Below are 19,051 nucleotides of genomic sequence, written 5' to 3'. Positions count from 1 at the left end.
TGTCGAAGCCGGAAAGACTCCCTCTCCCCTGGCGAAGCCGGGGGAGAGGGCCGGGGTGAGGGGGCGCGCTTCGCGCAGCGAAGCGCCAGGTTCCCGACGCGTGAGGAGCGATCGTCCCGAGCCCAAATCCTCTATTTCACTCATCTCCTTGGCGGGGAGTGGAGGCGAAGGCGACGGCTCGAATGAAAAGGACGCCGCCCGTCTCTTCGAGTCCATCCACCGCAGCCTGCTGGCCGGCCTGCCGACCCAGGTCGGCCGCAAGGACGAGAAGGGCGTATTCCGCTCCACGCGCGAGCGCAAGTTCCAGGTGTTCCCCGGCTCGGCGCTGGCCAAGCTGCCGCCGAACTGGGTGTTCGCCGCGCAGATCCTCGATGTCGGCGGCAAGGTGTGGGGCATGATGTGCGCCCGCGTCGAGCCGCAGTGGATCGAGGAGCAGGCCGCGCACCTGGTGAAGTCCAGTTGCCGCGATCCGCATTGGTCGAAAAAGCGTGGCTGCGTGGTCGCCTACGAGCAGGTGAGCCTGTTCGGGCTGAGCCTGGTGGAGCGGCGCGCGGTGACGTTCCAGCAGCAGGATCCCGCGCTGGCGCACCAGATCTTCCTGCGCGAAGCACTGGCGCGCGGTGACATCGAGGCGAAGGTGGATTTTCTGCGCGCCAACCAGCGCGTGCTGGAGGACGCGCGCGGCATCGAAGCCAAGCAGCGCCGCGAAGGCCTGATCCGCCACGAGGATGAACTGGTCGCTTTCTTCGAGGGCAAGCTGCCGGAGGATATTGCCAGCAGCCGCGCACTGGAGGCGTGGTATCGCAAGGCCCGCCCGGCCGAGCAGGCGGCGCTGCGCTGGTCGATCGACGACGTGATGGTCGGCGGTGCGGGACTCGACCCGAAGGCGTTCCCGGCAGCCATGGACATCGGCCCGCAGCGCTATCGACTGGAATACCGCTTCGTACCCGGCGACGAGGCCGACGGCGTCACCCTGCACCTGCCGCTGGCGATGCTCAACGCGCTGCCCACCGCGCGCTGCGAATGGCTGGTGCCCGGACTGCTCGGCGAGAAGGTGGCCGAGCTGATCCGCGGCCTGCCCAAGGCGCTGCGCCGCAACTTCGTGCCCGCGCCGGATTTCGCGCGCGCCTTCGTCGAGGCCGAGGCGCCGCGCGACGAGCCGCTGGCCAGGGCGCTGGCCGCCTTCCTCAAGCGTGCGACGGGCGTCGAGGTCACCGCCGCGGAGTTTGCCGCCGTGGAGCTGCCGGCGCACTTCTCCATGCGCTATCGCCTGCACGACGACAGCGGCAGCACGCTGGCCGCGTCACGCGATCTCGCCGCCTTGCGCGCGCAGTGGGAAGGCCAGGCGCGCGAGGCGTTCTCGCGCAAGACCGACGTCGAGCTCACCCGCGAAGATGTGGCTGCCTGGGATTTCGAAGAGATCCCCGCGCAGGTGCGCTCGGCCGGTGGGCTACTGGCCTTTCCGGCCCTGGTGGACCTGGGCGAGACGGTGGCGCTGCGCGTGTTCGAGCGCCGCGACGAGGCCAGTGAGTCGCATTGCGCCGGCGTGATCCGGCTCTTGCGCAACGCGCTCGCCGCCGACATGAAGCAGGCGCGCCGCCGGCTGCCGATCGCCAACGCGCTGTCGCTCAAGTACGCGCCGTTGGGCAGCATCGACAGCCTGCGCGAGGACCTGGTCGAGGGCGGCTTTGGCGATCTGCTCGAGCGCCATGAGCTGGACGTGCGCACCGCGGGCGCGTTCGAGGCGCTGCGCACCCAGGCCGCGCGCGAACTGTTCGTCAGTGCGGTCGAGCGATTGAAGCTGGCCGAACCGATCATCGAGGCGCAGGCGGATTTGAAGCCCTGGCTGCAGCCGCCGCTGATGGGCTTCGCGCGGGCCAGCTACTACGACCTGCACGAGCAACTCGACGCCCTGCTCGCGACCGGCTTCGCGCGCGAGCTGTCGACTGCACGCCTCGCGCACCTGCCGCGCTACCTCAAGGCCATGCGGCTGCGCGCCGAGCGATTGCGACAGGATCCGGCCAAGGATCAGCAGCGCATGCTGCAGGTGCTGCCGTACTGGCGTGCTTACCTCAACCACCGGGCCGAAGGCCGCGATGGCCTGGAGGAACTGCGCTGGCTGATCGAGGAGTGGCGCGTGTCGCTGTTCGCGCAGGAGCTCAAGACCGCCGAGCCGGTGTCGGCCAAGCGGCTGGCGCGGGCGCTGGAGGCCATCGAGGCGGTCTGAGCGGACAGCTTGCGATGCGTTTTCCGTCGGCGCGAAGCCTGCCGCCAGCCCAACCGCGATGAGCCCGCGGCGGCCGCACCGTTGCCGCGCTCGCTTAGAATGAGCGACTGGTACTGCTGGCACCGCGATGATCCCCATCACCCACGGCAACACGCCTTCGCTCGCACCCTGGCTGGCGCGCCGCGCCGCGCTGCCGGCGGTGTTGGTGAGCGCGCTGGATGCCTGCGCCGCGGCTCCGGTGGAGCAGGGCGAATGCGCCGATTTGCTGGACCTGCTGGTGATGCTTGGTTGCGATGCGCAGACCCAGGCCGCTGCGCTGTGGTTCGCCCTGGCGCAGGCGGCGCCCGCTGCCTACGAGGTGCAGGCGGCCGCGCTGGCGCCGGAGCTGCGACGGCTGGTAGAAGGGCAGCAAGCGGCCGAGAAAGTGTGGGCGCTGCATGCGCAGCGCAGCGGCGCTGCCAGTTCCGAAGGCCTGCGCCGGCTCCTGCTGGCGATCATCCGTGACCTGCGCGTGGTGTTCGTGCTGCTGGCGCGGCAGCTGGCGCGCATGCGCACGGCCTTGGCACTGAGCGAGTCCGCGCGCACCGAGCTGGCGCGACTGACGCGCGACATCCACGCCCCGCTGGCCAACCGCCTGGGCATCTGGCAGCTGAAGTGGGAGCTGGAGGATCTGGCGTTCCGCTATCTGGAGCCGGATACCTACCGCCGCATCGCCAAGCTGCTCGACGAGCGCCGCGAGGACCGCGAGAGCTTCATTCGCCAGTCGCTGGCGGAACTGGACAAGGCGCTGACGGCCGCCGGCATCCGCGCCGACCTCGCCGGGCGGCCGAAGCACATCTATTCGATCTGGAAAAAGATGCAGCGCAAGGCGCTGGCCTTTTCCGACCTGTACGACATCCGCGCCGTGCGCATCCTGGTCGATAGCGTGGCCGACTGCTACGCCGCGCTGGGCGTGGTACACGCGCTGTGGCCCTACCTGCCCGGCGAGTTCGACGACTACGTGGCGCGCCCCAAGGCGAACGGCTACCGCTCGCTGCACACCGCGGTGATCGGCCCGCACGGCAAGACGCTGGAAGTGCAGATCCGCACCCACGACATGCACCGCGCCAACGAGCTGGGTGTGGCCGCGCACTGGCGCTACAAGGAGGGCGGCAGCGCGGATGCGGAGTTCGAGTCCAAGGTCGCCTGGATGCGCAAGCTGCTCGAACCGCGCGCCGATGGCGAGGGCGAGCTGGCGGCCGAGCTGCAGACGGAGCTGCTGGAAGATCGCGTCTACCTGCTGACGCCGCGCGGCGAGGTGTTCGACCTGCCGCACGGTGCCACCGTGCTGGACTTCGCGTATCACGTGCACACCGAGGTCGGGCATCGCTGCCGCGGCGCCAAGGTAAACGGGCGCATCGTGCCGCTGACCTACCAGCCGCACAGCGGCGATCGGGTGGAGATCCTCACCACCAAGGTCGGTGAGCCCAGCCGCGACTGGCTCTCGGCCCATCACGGCTACCTCAACACGGCGCGGGCGCGGGAGAAGGTGCGGGCCTGGTTCCGCCGCATCGCGCACGACGCCAACCTCGCCGCCGGTCGCGCCATGCTGGAGCGCGAGCTCAAGCGGCTGGCGATGCCCAATGCCGACCTCACCGGCATGCCCGCGCAGTTCCACCTGAAGACGCACGACGAGCTGCTGATCGCGCTGGCGCTGGGCGAGGTGAACCCGGGGCAGATTTCGCGCCTGCTGCAGGAAGCCGCGCAGCCGCCGGCACCGCCGGAGACGGCGCCCGCACTACCGGCGTCACGCCCACCGGCGATCGACCAGAGCGCGCTGAGCATCGAAGGCGTGGGCAACCTGCTGACCGTGCTGGCGCGCTGCTGTCAGCCGCTGCCGGGCGATCCGGTGCGCGGTTTCGTGACGCGCGGGCGCGGCGTGTCGGTGCATCGGGCGGATTGCGCGGCGCTGGCGCGCCTGGCGCGGCGCGATCCGGACCGGGTGATCGACGTCAGCTGGGGCCGCGTGGCGGCCCAGGCCTACCAGGTGGATATCGAACTGCACGGTTATGACCGCAAGGGGCTGCAGAAGGACGTCACGGCGGTAATCAGCAACGCCAACATTCCGATCATCGCCTCGTCCAGCCGCATGTTCGTGCGCACCGGCGAGGTGGAGATGCGCTTCACGCTGCGCGTGCGCGACTACGAGCAGCTCTCGCATCTGCTGGCCAAGCTGGTGGCGCTGCCCAACGTGGTCGATGCCCGGCGCGTGGGCGGCCGCTGAGCCGGCTGGCAGTTGAACGGGGGCGCGCGCCGGGGCTGTTGGGCGGCCCCGCGATGCTAAGCTTCGGCGGTTTCATCCACAGCGGCAGATCATGAGCGGACGCAACGACCCGCGCGGCCCGCAAGGGCGCACCGAGCCCACGCTGGGCAACCTCGACGACCTCGATCGCCCGGCCGCGCGCGCGCCGGCGGCGGCCGACGACCTGCCGCGGGTCACGCTCGATCCGCCACCGCGCCGCGTCGCGCCGCCCGCTTCCCGTTCGCCGTCGCCGGAGCCGCCGCGCCGCCGCGGCTGGCTGGTGCCGCTGGCGTTGCTGCTGCTGGTGGGCGCGATCACCGTGCTGTGGCTGAACCAGGATTCCCTGCGCGGCCTGGTGCCGCGCACCAGCTTCAACGACGTGCTCTCGCGCGCCACGGCCGCGCTCGATGCCGGCCATCTCGACGGCACTGACGGCACCAGTGCGCGCGAGCTGTTCCAGGCCGCGCGCGCACTGGAGCCGGACAACGACCGCGCCCTGGCCGGCCTGCGCAGCGTGGGCCAGGCCGAGCTGGCCCAGGCGCAGAAGCAGCTCGCGGCCGGTCAACTCGACGAGGCCACGCGTTCCGCCGCGGCGGCGCGCGAATTGCTCGGCGGTGGCGACGAGGTGGATCAGCTCGATCGGCGCATCGCCCAGGCGCGCGCCAATGGTGTACATGCCGACGATCTGGTCGATCGCGCCCGCCAGGCGTTCGCCGCCGGCAAGCTGGACGGCGACGACGGCGCCGCCGCGCTGTTCGCCAAGGTGCTGGCAGCCGATCCGGGCAATGCGGTGGCCGCGCACGGGCTGGACCAAGTGGGCGGTGCCTACGCCGACCAGGCACGCAAGGCGCTCGATGCCGGCGACGCGGTGACCGCCTCCAGCACCATCGACAAGCTCGCCTCGCTGCTGCCGCGCTACGGTGACCTGCCGTCGCTGCGCGCGCAGCAGGCGCAGGTGCAGCGCGCCCACGACGACGCGGTGAACCAGGCGGTGAGCCAGGGCATGGACGCGCTGCGCGCCGGCCGCATCAACGGCAGTGGCGACGACACCGCGCTGGCGCTGTTCCAGAAGGCGCTCGCGCTCGACCCGCAGAATCCCGACGCGCGCGCCGGCCTGGGCAAGGTGGTGCAGGCGCTCACCGTGCAGGCCAACGCGCTGATCGACAGCGGCGACATGGACCAGGCTCGCAGCCTGCTCGACCAGGCCGACGCGCTGGCGCCGAAGTCGGCCGACCTCGCGGCGGCGCGCGCGCGCCTGCGCCAGGAAGGCAAGCCGCTGGCCGCGCCTTCTGCGGGCAGCGCCGACGCCGTCTCCGGAGCCCCGGACACCGCGACGCCGAACCAGGACGCCAGCCTGCTGCCGGCGATGCTCTCGCCCGAGCAGCAGGCCAAGGTGGCCGACCTGGTGAGCCAGGCAAAAGCCGCTGCGCAGCGCGGGGACATCATGCTGCCGCCCGGCGCGAGCGCGTACGACCTGTACCGCGGCGCGCTCGCCATCGATGGCAACAACACGGCCGCGCGCGACGGCCTGCAGAACCTTCCGGCCGTGGTGGTGCAGCTGTTCAACCGTGCGCTGGAGGATGGCCGACTCGCCACCGCCGGTGACATGCTCGGCAATCTGGGCGATCTTGCGCCCGGCGATCCCAGCCAGGATCAGCTGCGCAATCGCCTCGCCACCGCCTGGCTCGATCGTGCCGAGCAGCAGCTGGACACCGGCGACCGCCAGGGCGCGGCGCAGTCGCTCGAGCGCGTGCGCAAGCTGGCGCCGCAGCATCCGCGCCTGCCGGAGCTCACCGCGCGCCTGAACTCGGAACCGTGAGCGCGTGACCGTACTGGTCCTGGGGGCGAGCAGCCAGATCGGTCATTTCCTGCTGCCCCGGCTGCAGGCGGCCGGGCATGACGCGCTGGCGATCAGCCGGCAGGGGCATGCGAGCGGCGCGCAGCTGCGCTGGATCGTCGGGCAGTTGCCCGATGCGATGCCGGCATCGCTGCCCGCACTGGCCGGCATCGTCAGTTGCGGCCCGTTGCTGCCGTTTGCGCGCTGGCTGGAAGCGGCTCCTCTGGACGGCGCCCCGCGCATCGTCGCCACCAGTTCGATGAGTGCGCAGACCAAGCGTGATTCCCGGGTGCCGGCCGAACGCGCCCTGTCGCAAAGCCTGCGCGAGGGCGAGGCGGCACTGGCCGGGGCGTGCGCGCGACGCGGCCTGCGCTGGAACGTGCTGAGGCCCACCCTCATCTACGGCGCCGGGCGCGATCGCAGCCTCACGCCGATCGCGCACCGCGCGGCGCGCCTGCGCGTGTTTCCGCTGCCGGCCGGTCGCGGCCAGCGCCAGCCGGTGCATGCCGACGACATCGCCCAGGCCTGCGTGGCGGCGCTGCGCGTGGATGCGCCCAGCGGTCACGTGCTGCCGATCGGCGGCGGTGAGCGGCTGAGTGCCGCGGCGATGTTCGGTCGGGTGCGCGCGAGCCTGCCGGTCGCCACGCTGCCGCTGCCGATCCCGCGGCCACTGCTGCGGCTGGCGCCGCGTCTGGTTCCCAGGTTGCGGGGGCCGCTGACCCGGCTGGAAGAGGATCTCATCGCCGACAACACCGAGCTCACCCGCCTGCTCGGTGTGCGGCCGCGCGCGTTCCTGCCCGATGCGCTCTGTTGGGGCCTGGACGCGCGCTGATCGCCCGCGACCGCGCCCGGCGCTGCCCGCGTTCTGCCCGCGAAACCCGGCTGGCATTCATATTCGCGCCGGGCGGCAGGGCCTATCATCGATGTTCGCCTTGACCGGGAACTCCACGCGTTGGCCTTTCTGACCCGTCTCCAATCGTTCGTCCGCAGCGCGTGGCCGTGGGTACGCATCCCGTTCTGGATCGCCATGGGCCTGTTCTTCGGGTTCCTGCTGCCGTACACGCTGATCCTCAACAAGCGTGTGCAGGACCGCTTCAACGACCTGGTGTTCGCCGTCCCCACGCGCGTCTATGCGCGGCCGCTGGAGCTGGCGCCGGGCGTGGCGATGACCCCTGCGGCGCTTGAGCTGGAGCTGACCTTTGCCGGCTACAGCAACGACGGCAAGGGCGAGGTGGCTGGCCGCTGGGCCAAGCAGGGCACGCGCTACACGATCGCCTCGCGCGGCTATGCCGGGCCGGATGGCGGCGAGCTGCCCAAGCGCATCCGCGTCACGCTCGGGCGGGGCCAGGTGAGTGCGCTGGTGGATGCCGACAGCGGCAAGCCGATCAAGCTCACCCATCTCGATCCCGCGCGCATCGCCACCGTGTATGGCGCGCAGCAGGAGGAACGGCGCATCGTGCGCCTGGCCGACGTGCCCCCGCTGCTGGTCAGCGGGCTGCAGGCGGTGGAAGATCGCGACTTCAAGCACCACATCGGGCTGGATTTCAGCGCCATCGCCCGCGCCGCGTTCGCCAACCTGCGCGCCGGCCACACCGTGCAGGGCGGCTCGACGCTGACCCAGCAGCTGGTGCGCAACCTGTTCCTGGACCGCAACCAGAACTTCACCCGCAAGTTCAACGAGGCGATCCTCTCGCTGCTGATCGAGGCGCACTACTCGAAGGAGCGCATCCTGCAGGCCTACGTCAACGAGGTGTTCCTCGGTCAGCAGGGCAGCCAGGCGGTGCACGGGTTTGCCGCGGCGGCGGAGTTCTATTTCGGGCGTCGTCTGGAAGATCTGCGTCCGCAGGAAATCGCCCTGCTGGTGGGCATGGTGAAAGGGCCGAGCTACTACGACCCGCGCCGCTATCCTGAGCACGCGTTGCAGCGGCGCAACCTGGTACTGCAACAGTTCCTGCAGACCGGGCTGATCAATGCGGCGCAGGCCAATGCGGCACAGGCCGCGCCGCTGGGCATCGCCGACAACGCGCAACTCCCGCACAACCGCTTCCCGGCCTTCATGGACCTGGTGCGCAGCCAGATCACTGCCGACTTCGACGACGACACGCTGCGCGCTGGCAACCTGTCGATCTTCACCACGCTCGACCCGGCCGCCCAGCTCTACGCCGAGCAGGCGGTGACCAGCACCGTGAAATCGCTGGGCAAGCGCGGCGAGGTGGTGCAGTCGGCCGGCGTGGTCACCGATGCGCACTCCGGCAGTGTGCTGGCGGTGATCGGCTCCAAGCTGCCTGGCGATACCGGCTTCAACCGCGCGATGGATGCCCAGCGCCCGGTCGGCTCTACGATCAAGCCGTTCGTCTACCTGGTGGCGCTTACCGATCCGTCCCGCTGGAACCTCGGCACGCTGCTGGACGATGGTCCGATCAGCATGCGCCAGCCCGACGGCACGATGTGGGAGCCGCACAACGACGACAACCAGACCCACGGCATGCTGCCGATGGTCGATGCGCTGGCGCACTCGTGGAACCTCGCCACCATCCACCTGGGGCTGGAGGTGGGGCTGCCGCGGATCAAGGCGTTCCTCGAATCGTTCGGGTTCAACGACATCAATCCGAGCCCCTCGCTGCTTATCGGTGCGCAGGACATGGCGCCGCTGCAACTGGCCCAGCTCTACCAGTACCTCGCCTCCGACGGTCACGCCCTGCCGCTGCTGGCGGTGCGCGGCGTGCTCGATGGCAGCGGCCGCACGATCAAGCGCTACGAGGTGCAGGAGGGTCCGGGCGAGTACCAGAACGCGGTGCGCCTCACCACCTGGGCGATGCAGCAGGTGGCGCTGTTCGGCACCGCGCATTCGATCGGTGACTCGGGCCTGGCCTGGCTCCATGCCGCCGGCAAGACCGGCACCAGCAACGACATGCGCGACAGCTGGTTCGCCGGCTTCACCGGCCAGCACCTGGCGGTGTTCTGGATGGGCCGCGACGACAACAAGCCCACCGGCCTGTTCGGTGCCACCGGCGCGCTGCGCGAATGGCGTGACCTGTTCGCCAAGCTCCCCACCCGTCCGCTGTCGGCCGATCCCGGCCCCGGCCTCGAGCTGGCGTGGATGAACCCCTCCGACGGCAAGCGCACCGAGCCGCAGTGCGAGGGTGCGCGCCAGTTGGCGGTGGTGGCCGGCAGCCTGCCGCCGGATACCGAAGGTTGCTTCTGGCAGCGAGTGGGTGATTTCTTCGGCGGCAGCCACGACAATCCGCAGCCGCCCAACCCCTTGCCCGCGCAGTAATCGCCATGCCCTTGCCTCGTTCCTTGCGTCTCCTGTTGCCCGCCGCCGCAACGCTGCTGGGCGGTTGTGCCCTGTTCGCCCCGCCGCCGCCGCCGGCTGCACGTCCGGCGCGCCCGAACTACGACCTGGTGGCGGCGATCCGCGCCGCCGGCGATCGCGAGAAGTCGATCATCGACGTGAGCCCGCTGCGTGATCCGGCCGTCACCGCCTTGCAGGACGGCGCCCAAGCGGACGAGCGTGCCGGCCGCTATCCGGATGCAGCCGCCAAGCTCGACCAGGCGCTCAAGCTCAGTCCCGAGTCGCCCGACCTGCTGCAGGACCGCGCCGAGATCGCCGTGCGCATGCGCGATTTCCCGCTGGCCGAAAAGCTGGCGCACCAGTCGTGGTCGCTCGGCCCGAAGCTGGGGCCGCTGTGCGCGCGCAACTGGCAGACCGTGGTGGAAATGCGCCTGCAGGCCGACGACAGCGCCGGCGCCGCCAGCGCGCGCAAGTGGGTACAGACCTGCCACAAGGCGGGCATCAACCGCTACTGATCGCCACCGGCGGCGCGCAGCAGGCCGCCGTAGCCCAGCACTTCGCCCAGCAGCGGCAGGGCGATGCTCACGTCGAACCGATAGTCGCCCGCCTCGATGCGCTTGCCCGCACGCGTGCGTGGCAGCAGCCACAGCGGCATCGGCCAGCGCCCGAGGCGCGCGCCGACGCAGCGCCACTGCCAGCCGCCGTCGACCACGTCGACCTGCAAGCGCAATGCGATGACGCCGGTCTCCTCGATCCAGCCACCGTCCGGCCAATGGCCGTACGGGCGGAAGATGGAGACGAAGCGTGCGCCGTCATCGAAACGGCGATCCCAGTGCAGCAGGTCATCGGCATGCTGGATGGCGACATGCAGCCGATGGTCGGCCCCGTCGGCTGGGATGCCGAGTTTTCGCGCCAGGCGCCGGCCGACGACGCCGGCGAGACCGCAGCCGAAGCGGATCGCGAGCGGTCCTCGCAGCGTGCCACCGCGGCGATGCAGGGCCTGCAGTTGGGGGTGCAGGTGCGCGAACGCCGGCCCGAACCAGCGGCTGACGGCGGTATCGTCGGAGCCAGGGCCTTCCGGGTGCATCGTCGCTGCCTCAACCATGCCGGTTGTTCCACATCGCCAGCGCGACCCACAGCGCGAGCAGCGGCAGCAGTCCGGCGGCGCTGATCCAGTCGCTGCGCTGCCCGGCCTTGCGGTAGCTGTGCCAGCGACCGAGCGTCAGCAGCCACAGCGTGATGTAGCCGAGGTGAAACAGCGTGCGCTCCCACAGTAGATAGATGAGCAGCCATCGGCCCAGATGCAGCAGTCCATCCCACGCGGCTTCCAACATCGGCGATCCCTGCAGTGACGACACCAGGGCGCAGCGTACCGACAAGCGATGCGCAAGCAACACGGCAGGTCGTCGCGATGCGCTCGCCGCCTCCGCGACCCTCCGCCATACTTGCTGGATGATGCATCCCGATGACGCCGCGCCCGACGACGTCGGCGCGCTGCTCGGCGCCGACGGCCCATTTGCCCGCGAGCTACCTAACTTCGCCCCGCGCGCTGCGCAGCAGGACATGGCGCGGGCGGTGGCGCATGCCATTGCCGAGCGCGAGACGCTGATTGCCGAGGCCGGCACCGGCACCGGCAAGACCTACGCCTATCTCGTGCCGGCGCTGCTGTCCGGCGCGCGGGTGATCGTCTCCACCGGCACCAAGGCGCTGCAGGACCAGTTGTTCTTCCGCGACCTGCCGCGGGTGCGCTCGGTGCTCGGCAGCCGGCTGAAGACGGCCCTGCTGAAAGGACGCGCCAACTACCTGTGCCTGTACCGGCTGGACCAGACCGTGCGCGACGGCGGCAGCCTCGCCCCGGCGCAGGCGCACCAGTTGGCGGCGATCCGCACCTGGTCGGCGCGCACCCGCCACGGCGATCGCATGGAGCTGGCCGAGGTGCCGGAGGAATCGCCGCTGTGGCCGCGCGTCACCTCCACACCGGAGAACTGCCTGGGCGTGGAGTGCGCGTTCTACGACGACTGCCACGTGGTGAAGGCGCGGCGCGAGGCGCAGGAGGCGGATGTGGTGGTGGTCAATCACCATCTGTTGTTCGCCGACCTCGCGCTCAAGCAGGAAGGCTTCGGCGAGATTCTGCCCGGCGCACAGGCCTTCATCCTCGACGAGGCGCACCAAGTGCCGGAGCTGGCCGGCCAGTTTTTCTCGCAGAGCGTGAGCGCGCGTCAGCTGTCGGAGCTGGCGCAGGACGCGCTGTCCGAATGCAGCGGCATCACCGGTGCGATTGGCCTGCTGCTGGAGCCGGTCGAAGCCTTGCAGGACGCGCTCAAGCACCTGCGCGCGGCGATGGAACCGCTGCCCTCGCGCGGTCCGTTTGCCGAACTGGACAGCCGCACCGCCGTGCGCGATGGATTGCACGATGTGGCCGAGCTGGTCGCCGCGCTGTCCGATCAACTCGCCTCGCAGGCGGAGCGATCACGCGGCTTTGCCAACGTGTACGAGCGCTCACTGACCTTGAGCGAGCGGCTGGAGCGCATCGTCGAGGGGCAGGCTGGCGAGACGCGCGGTATCGACGTGCGCTGGTACGAACTGTTCCCGCGTGGCTTCGCCATCCATGCCACACCGCTGGATCTGGCCGCGCCGCTGCGCACGATGCGCGAGCGCACCCAGGCGGCGTGGATCCACACCTCGGCCACGCTGTCGGTGGGCGGCGAGTTCGGCCACTTCGCGCGCCAGCTGGGGCTGGAGGATCCGCAGACGTTGAGCCTGGAGAGCCCGTTCGACTATGCGCGCCAGGCGCTGTGCTATCTGCCACCGGGACTGCCCGATCCGGCGGCGCGCGGCTACACCGACAAGGTGATCGAAGCGGTGCTGCCGGTGCTCGAGGCCTCCGACGGCCGCGCGTTTCTGCTGTTCACCTCGCACCGCGCGCTGCGCCGCGCCGCCGAGCTGCTGCGTACGCGCGTGCCCTGGCCGCTGTTCGTGCAGGGCGAGGCGCCGCGGCACCGGCTGCTGGAGGAGTTCCGCGCCAGCGGCCACGGCGTGCTGCTGGGCGCGGCGAGTTTCTGGGAAGGCGTGGATGTGGCCGGCGAGGCGCTGAGCGTGGTGGTGATCGATAAGCTGCCGTTCGCCGCGCCCGACGATCCCGTGCTGCAGGCCCGGCTGGAAGCGTTGGAGCAGGCCGGCATCAATCCCTTCATGGCCTGGCAGGTGCCCAGCGCGGCGATCGCGCTGAAGCAGGGCGCGGGCCGCCTGATCCGCGACGTGCACGATCGCGGCGTGCTGGTGCTGTGCGACCCGCGATTGGTGAGCAAGGGCTACGGCAAGCTGTTCCTGGCCAGCCTGCCGCCGATGCCACGCACGCGGGAGCTGGGCGACGTGCGTGCGTTCTTCGCGGCGCCTGCGGTGGGCAAGGATGGATAGGCGCCGTCATTCCCACAAACGCGGGAAGCGCTTATCCACGGCGACACCGGTCCTCCGCCATGCTTTTTGCGATGAGGCCAAATGGATTCCCGCGTTCGCGGGAATGACGCCGAGCAAGTGGCGACTGTCCTGGGTGCCGTGGCAGAGACCGGGCGCGAATGACATCGGCGCCTGAGGTGCCATCGCGACGTGCTGCTGCCAGCCACCGACCGCCCGGCTAGCGTTCTTGTGCTCCTGCGCGCTCGCGCGCCGCTTGGCTATCATCCGGGCTTCCAACGGGGAGGGAGGCATATGGCCAAGGTCACTGGTTTGGGTGGGGTGTTTTTCCGAGCGCGCGACCCTAAGGCGCTGGCGCAGTGGTACGCCACGCATCTCGGGCTGGTGGTGGATTCCTCCTACGGCGGGGTGCGCTTCGAGGAGGATGCGGCGCGACCGGGCTTTACCTTGTGGACGCCGTTCGCGCAGGACACGGGTTATTTCGGCGATCCGGCACAGCCGTTCATGCTCAACTTCCGAGTGGACGATCTCGATGAGCTGCTGGCCCAGCTGCGCGCGGCCGGGGTCTGGGTAGACGAGCAGCGCGAGGACGGTGAGTACGGCCGCTTCGGCTGGATTCGCGATCCGGAAGGCCATCGCGTCGAGTTGTGGCAGCCACCGGGGTAAGCTCAGGCGTTGCACGCGGCGGCCTCCTTGCGGGCGGTCGCGTCCGCACTTGGTGCGGTGCAAGGTACATACGTATTCAGGTCGAGCCGGCGCCGGTGGCGTCGCAGAATCGGCAGGACTTCAACATCAGGGGTGGAACACACGATGGCAATCACTGAGAGCTCGGCGGACGCCGAACAGCACGCCACCTTGCGTGTGGTGGTGATCGCGGCGGCGGCCGCACTGGGCGGCTTCCTGTTCGGTTTCGATACGGCGGTGATCAACGGTGCAGTGGATGCGATCCGCGGCGCGTTCGGTCTGAACGCAGGGGAGATCGGCATCACCGTTTCGTGTGCACTGCTCGGTTCGGCCGCCGGTGCCTGGTACGCCGGTTCGCTGGCCGACCGCTTCGGTCGCGTGCGGACGATGCAGGTGGCGGCGTTGCTGCTGGCCATCAGCGCGCTCGGCTCGGGCCTCGCCTTCGGCGTGTGGGACCTGATCCTATGGCGCGTGGTGGGTGGCCTCGGCGTCGGTGTGGCCTCGGTGATCGCGCCAACTTACATCGCCGAAGTCTCGCCGGCGGCCGTGCGCGGCCGACTCGGCTCGATGCAGCAGCTGGCGATCGTGCTGGGCATCTTCGTGGCATTGCTCAGCGATGCGTGGCTGGCCGGCACCGCCGGCGGCGCGGCCAACACGCTGGCGTTAGGGCTGGCGGCGTGGCGCTGGATGTTCCTGATCGCGGTGATCCCCGCGCTGATCTACGGCGGCCTGGTGCTCGGCGTGCCGGAATCGCCGCGCCATCTGGTGGCCAAGGGCAAGCTGGCCGATGCCAAGAACGTGCTGCGCCAGGTGCTCGGCATGCGCAGCGACAGCGCGCTGGACAAGAAGGTGGACGACATCGCGCACAGCCTGAAGATGGAATACCGCCCGCGCCTGCGCGACCTGCGCGGCTCCGCCGCCGGACTGCTGCCGGTGGTGTGGGTGGGCATCCTGCTTTCGGTGTTCCAGCAGTTCGTGGGCATCAACGTGATCTTCTACTACTCGTCCACGCTGTGGCATTCGGTGGGCTTCAGCGAGGCCGACTCCTTCACCATCACCGTGGCCACCTCGGTGGTGAACGTGCTGGTGACCCTGGTGGCGATAGCGCTGGTCGACAAGATCGGCCGCAAGCCGTTGCTGGTGATCGGCTCGGCCGGCATGGCGATTACCCTGGGCGTGATGGCGTGGTGCTTCTCGCAGGCCACCGGCACGGGTGCCGACCTGGTGCTGCCGCACTCGGTGGGCCCGGTGGCGCTGGTCGCGGCCAATGCCTACGTGGTGTTCTTCGGCCTGAGCTGGGGTCCGATGGTGTGGGTGCTCTTGGGCGAGATGTTCCCCAACCGCATCCGCGCGATCGCGCTGGCGGTGGCGGCCTCGGCGCAGTGGCTGGCCAACTTCGTGATCAGCTCCACCTTCCCGGCGCTGGCGCAGATCGGCCTGACCTTCGCCTACGGCCTGTATGCGGCGTTCGCGCTGATCTCGCTGTTCTTCGTGCTCTCGGCCGTGCGTGAGACCAAGGGCATGGAGCTGGAAGACATGCAGGGCTGAGGCCCTCGCTGAGAGCATCGGGGCCGGCGCGTCCGCGTCCGGCCCGATCTCGCCATGGCGCCCGCGGTGCATCGCCCGGGCGCCGCCATACCACCGCGCTGTCATGCCCGTTCCGCCGATGCGAGAATGCGCGTATGAACCTGCTTGCGATCGAAACCGCCACCGAATCGTGCTCCGTCGCCCTCGTGCATGGCGACGAGGTGATCGCACGCAGCGAGCTGGCGCCGCGCCGCCACGCCGAACTGGTGCTGCCGATGGCCGATGCGCTGCTGGCCGAGGCCGGCATCGGCCGCCACGCGCTGGACGCGATCGCCGTGGGCCGCGGGCCGGGCGCCTTCACCGGCGTGCGGCTGGGCGTGTCGCTGGCGCAGGGCATGGCGCTGGCGTTGGACGTGCCGGTGGTGACGGTCTCCTCGCTTGCCGCGCTGGCGCTGGAGGCGCCTGACGACGACAGCGACGCGGCGATTCTCGCGGTGATCGACGCCCGCATGGGCGAGCTCTACGTGGCCTGCTACCGCCGCGACGGACTCGGCGGCCTGATCGCGCTCGATGAAGAGCGCGTGGCCGCCGCCGAATCACTGCAGCTGCCGCCGGCCGAGGCCTGGCACGTGGTGGGCAGTGGCTGGGCGACGTACGCCGAGGTGCTGGGCGAGCGGCTGGCCGGTCGCACCGTGCGATCGGCGCAGGGTGACCGCTTCCCGCAGGCCGTGCACGTGGCGAGCCTTGCCGTGCGCGAATGCGCCGCCGGGCATGCGCAGGCACCCGAACTGGCGCTGCCGGTGTACCTGCGCGACAAGGTGGCGTTGACGCTGGCCGAGCAGGGGCGCCGATGAGCACGACCGGCCGGGCGTGCGGCTGTACCGAGCCGCGATGACCGCACCGTCCGTCCGGCTCGACTTCCTCGAACACGATGTGTCGCTGCGCGAGCCCGCGCGGCTGCGCGAACGAAGCGACGCGCTGGACTGGCTCGACACCTGCCTCGCCCTCGGCGTGTCCGCCACTCCCGACGAGGCCCGACTGCGCCAGCGCATCGAGGCCCTGGCCGCCGAACTGCAGGCGGTGGACGATGCGCTTTGTGCGCAGATCCGCCAGGCGATCCAGCTCGGCGACGGCGCGCTGGCGCTACGCCCCTGGGCCGCGGCCGCGGCTTCCGGTGCGGACGAGGACGATTCCAGCGACCGCTACGACCATCTCGACAACCTGATCAGCGGCGTGCTGGCAATCGGCGAAACGACCGAGCCGCTGCTGCCGCTGGACGAGGGCATGGTGTTCTACCAGCCCTCGCCGGCGCGGCACATCCTCCACATGCTGGCCCGGCTGGCGCTGGGCGAGGGCGATGTGCTGATCGACCTGGGTTCGGGGCTCGGCCACGTGCCGCTGCTGGTGGCAATCGCTACGTCGGCGCGCAGCATCGGCGTCGAATGGCAGGGGGCGTACGTGGCAGCGGCGCGTCAGTGCGCGCGGGAGCTTGGTCTGGCGCGTGCGCATTTCGAGCAGGGCGATGCGCGCGAGGCCAGTCTGTCCACTGGCACCGTGTTCTATCTCTACACACCGTTCGGCGGCGATCTGCTGCGTGCCGTGCTGGATCGGCTGCAGCTTGAGGCCCGCCGCCGACCGATCCGCGTCTGCACGCTTGGCCCATGTACGCAAAGCGTTGCGCGCGAATCGTGGCTGCGAGCGCTGGATGCGAGCCGGCTGGACCGGCCCGCGATCTTTCACAGCCGTTGACGCGCTTTACAGCTGTCCCATCGCCAGCTGCACGGCCAGGCTGCTCACCGCCACCGCCGCCCACACGCCCAGCCCGAGCAGGATCGGACGCACGCCGGTGGAGGCCATGCGGCGCAGGTTGGCCGACAGCCCGACCGCGGTGAGCGCCACCACGATCAGGAACTCGGCCGCCACGTGCAGCGGCGCCTGCAGTGCCACCGGCACGAACCCGGCCGAGCGCACCGCCGAGGCGACCAGGAACCACAGGATGAACCAGGGGAATATCCGCGACAGCTTGAAGTCGCTGCCACCGCGGCGCTTCTCGCGCACCGCCACGGCGATCGCCAGCACGATGCACACCGGAATGATCAGCGTGGCGCGGGTCAGCTTGACGATGGTGGCGAAGTCGCCGGCGGCGCGGCTGTAGCTGTAGCCCGCGGCCACCACCGACGACGTGTCGTTGATCGCCGTGCCGGCCCACATGCCGAAGCCGAAGTCGGACAGGTGCAGCAGGTGGCCAAGCAGGGGGAACAGCAGCACCGCGACCAGGTTGAACAGGAAGATGGTGGAGATCGCGAAGGCGGTGTCATGCTCGTCCGGGCGCAGGATCGGCGTCACCGCGGCGATCGCCGAGCCGCCGCAGATCGCGGTGCCCACGCCGATCAGGATCTTCAGGTCGTCGTGCACCCGCAGCCAGCGGCCCAGCCCCCAGGCCGCCACGAACGCCACGCTCATCGTCACCAGGGTCACCGACAGTGACTGCAGGCCGGTCTTGGCTACCTGGTCCAGGCTCAGCCCGAAGCCCAGCGCGATGATCGACCACTGCAGCACCTGCTTGGAGGCGAACTGGATGCCCGGGCGCAGCCGCGTCGGCAGGTTAATCGCGTTGGCGGTGACGATGCCCAGCACGATGCCGATCACCGGCCCTCCGACCAGGGTGAAGCGCCGCCCCAGCGCGAAGGCGCCAGCGGCGATAAGCAAGGTGAGCAGCAGGCCGGGCAGGCGCGCGGCCAGGCTGAGCGCGGTGGCGGGCGCAGCAGCGGCAGCGTCGGAGGCGGGGGTTGGGTGGGGAGCCGAACTCATCGGAAGTTTCCATGGCAGGGACCGGCGCATCATCGCCTGGAAGAAATATCAGAGAAACTTGAAATATCTTATGCATGGGATAAATTTTGCTGATGATCAACATCAGTCCGCGCCAGCTCGAAGTGTTCGTGCACGTGGCCACGCTGGGCAGCGTGCGCGCGGCTGCCGGGCAACTGCATCTCACCCAGCCTGCCGCCAGCATGGCGCTGCGCGACATGGAGCATCAGCTCGATGCGCCGGTGTTCGACCGCGAGCGCGGGCGCCTGCACCTCAACGCGCGCGGCCGTGAGCTCCTGCCGCTGGCGCAGGAACTGCTCGAGCGCTACGCCGAGTTCGGCCGGCATGGCAAGGACGATGCGGCGCTTGGCGGCGAGTTGCGCATCGGCACCAGCAATTCGGTGGGCAACTACCGCGTGGGCGAGTTGCTGGGCGACTTCGTGGAATCCCATCCGCAGGTGACCGTGCGCCTGCGCGTGGCCAATACCGAGGCGATCGCCGCGGCGATGCTCGATCACGGCCTCGACGTGGGCTGCGTGGAGGGGCCGGTAACCCACCCGCAGCTGGAAGTGCGCCCGTGGCGCGTGGACAGCCTGGTGGTATGCGCTCGCCCGGATCATCCGCTGGCGCGGCGCCGCCGTCTTGCCGCCGAGCATTTCGCCGGCGCGCGCTGGGTGCTGCGCGAACCGGGTTCGGCCACCCGCGTGCTCAGCGAGCGGGCGCTGGGGCAGCTGCCCAGCGGCCAGACCGTGCTGGAGCTCGATCAGATCGAGGCGATCAAGCAGGCGGTGGTGGCCGGGCTGGGCATCGCCTGCCTGCCGGCGGTGGCGGTCAGCGATGCGGTGGCCGCCGGCCGCTTGAAGGTACTGAAGACACCGTTCCTCGACCTGGAACGCCAGCTCTCCGTGCTGGTGCATCGCCAGCGTTACCGCAGCGCGGTGCTGGAGGCGTTCCTGCGGACGCTGTGATGCCGGCTGC

The 19,051-nt window shown here is 70.2% G+C and carries 15 protein-coding genes; 12 read left to right on the top strand and 3 right to left on the bottom strand.

Features of this window, described 5'->3' with window-relative positions; genetic code table 11:
* From ACTHJF_RS01190 to ACTHJF_RS01165, 6 genes are all read left to right on the top strand, one after another.
* A partial coding sequence (locus ACTHJF_RS01190; RefSeq protein WP_440265448.1) for a DUF3418 domain-containing protein occupies positions 1 to 2,227 on the top strand: 2,227 nt, incomplete at its 5' end.
* A gap of 127 nt (positions 2,228 to 2,354) precedes the next feature.
* Positions 2,355 to 4,490 carry a RelA/SpoT family protein gene (locus ACTHJF_RS01185; RefSeq protein WP_440265447.1) on the top strand — a complete coding sequence of 712 codons (2,136 nt, stop codon included), beginning with the start codon at positions 2,355 to 2,357 and terminating at the stop codon, positions 4,488 to 4,490.
* Between the two features lie 91 nt (positions 4,491 to 4,581).
* On the top strand, positions 4,582 to 6,327 hold the full coding sequence (locus tag ACTHJF_RS01180) for a tetratricopeptide repeat protein (protein WP_440265446.1): 1,746 nt from the start codon (positions 4,582 to 4,584) through the stop codon (positions 6,325 to 6,327).
* Positions 6,328 to 6,331: 4 nt separating this feature from the next.
* Positions 6,332 to 7,177 (top strand): SDR family oxidoreductase, encoded by an 846-nt coding sequence (locus ACTHJF_RS01175; RefSeq protein WP_440265445.1) that lies wholly within the window; start codon positions 6,332 to 6,334, stop codon positions 7,175 to 7,177.
* A 120-nt stretch (positions 7,178 to 7,297) separates the two neighbouring features.
* Positions 7,298 to 9,622 (top strand): penicillin-binding protein 1B, encoded by a 2,325-nt coding sequence (gene mrcB / locus ACTHJF_RS01170; protein WP_440265444.1) that lies wholly within the window; start codon positions 7,298 to 7,300, stop codon positions 9,620 to 9,622.
* A gap of 5 nt (positions 9,623 to 9,627) precedes the next feature.
* Positions 9,628 to 10,155 (top strand): tetratricopeptide repeat protein, encoded by a 528-nt coding sequence (locus tag ACTHJF_RS01165; protein ID WP_440265443.1) that lies wholly within the window; start codon positions 9,628 to 9,630, stop codon positions 10,153 to 10,155.
* Here ACTHJF_RS01165 and ACTHJF_RS01160 read toward each other — a convergent pair.
* Positions 10,149 to 10,745 carry a DUF4166 domain-containing protein gene (locus tag ACTHJF_RS01160; protein ID WP_440265442.1) on the bottom strand — a complete coding sequence of 199 codons (597 nt, stop codon included), beginning with the start codon at positions 10,743 to 10,745 and terminating at the stop codon, positions 10,149 to 10,151. The genes ACTHJF_RS01165 and ACTHJF_RS01160 overlap by 7 nt on opposite strands.
* Positions 10,738 to 10,974: a hypothetical protein gene (locus ACTHJF_RS01155; protein WP_440265441.1), complete on the bottom strand. Its 237-nt coding sequence runs from the start codon at positions 10,972 to 10,974 to the stop codon at positions 10,738 to 10,740. The genes ACTHJF_RS01160 and ACTHJF_RS01155 overlap by 8 nt, the downstream gene beginning before the upstream one ends.
* A gap of 118 nt (positions 10,975 to 11,092) precedes the next feature.
* Here ACTHJF_RS01155 and ACTHJF_RS01150 point away from each other — a divergent pair, with 118 nt between their 5' ends.
* The 5 genes from ACTHJF_RS01150 (at position 11,093) to ACTHJF_RS01130 (ending at position 17,014) form a co-directional block, all read left to right on the top strand.
* A complete protein-coding gene (locus tag ACTHJF_RS01150) occupies positions 11,093 to 13,057 on the top strand; it encodes an ATP-dependent DNA helicase (RefSeq protein ID WP_440265440.1) in 1,965 nt (654 codons plus the stop codon).
* Positions 13,058 to 13,348: 291 nt separating this feature from the next.
* Complete coding sequence (locus ACTHJF_RS01145) at positions 13,349 to 13,720, top strand: VOC family protein (protein WP_440265439.1); 372 nt, start codon at positions 13,349 to 13,351, stop codon at positions 13,718 to 13,720.
* A 144-nt stretch (positions 13,721 to 13,864) separates the two neighbouring features.
* On the top strand, positions 13,865 to 15,286 hold the full coding sequence (locus tag ACTHJF_RS01140) for a sugar porter family MFS transporter (RefSeq protein WP_440265438.1): 1,422 nt from the start codon (positions 13,865 to 13,867) through the stop codon (positions 15,284 to 15,286).
* A 134-nt stretch (positions 15,287 to 15,420) separates the two neighbouring features.
* On the top strand, positions 15,421 to 16,119 hold the full coding sequence (gene tsaB / locus ACTHJF_RS01135) for a tRNA (adenosine(37)-N6)-threonylcarbamoyltransferase complex dimerization subunit type 1 TsaB (protein ID WP_440265437.1): 699 nt from the start codon (positions 15,421 to 15,423) through the stop codon (positions 16,117 to 16,119).
* A gap of 37 nt (positions 16,120 to 16,156) precedes the next feature.
* Positions 16,157 to 17,014: a methyltransferase domain-containing protein gene (locus tag ACTHJF_RS01130; RefSeq protein ID WP_440265436.1), complete on the top strand. Its 858-nt coding sequence runs from the start codon at positions 16,157 to 16,159 to the stop codon at positions 17,012 to 17,014.
* Positions 17,015 to 17,020: 6 nt separating this feature from the next.
* Here ACTHJF_RS01130 and ACTHJF_RS01125 read toward each other — a convergent pair whose 3' ends face one another.
* Entirely contained in the window at positions 17,021 to 18,076 is a 1,056-nt protein-coding gene (locus ACTHJF_RS01125; protein ID WP_440265435.1) for a YeiH family protein, read from the bottom strand.
* Between the two features lie 92 nt (positions 18,077 to 18,168).
* Here ACTHJF_RS01125 and ACTHJF_RS01120 point away from each other — a divergent pair, with 92 nt between their 5' ends.
* Entirely contained in the window at positions 18,169 to 19,041 is an 873-nt protein-coding gene (locus ACTHJF_RS01120; protein ID WP_440265434.1) for a LysR family transcriptional regulator, read from the top strand.
* The last annotated feature ends 10 nt before the right edge of the window (positions 19,042 to 19,051 follow it).

The organism is Dyella sp., assembly GCF_051962475.1.
Lineage (GTDB): Bacteria > Pseudomonadota > Gammaproteobacteria > Xanthomonadales > Rhodanobacteraceae > Dyella_A.
Note: the sequence above shows the minus strand (reverse complement) of the source record. Positions and strands in the feature narration are given on the sequence as shown.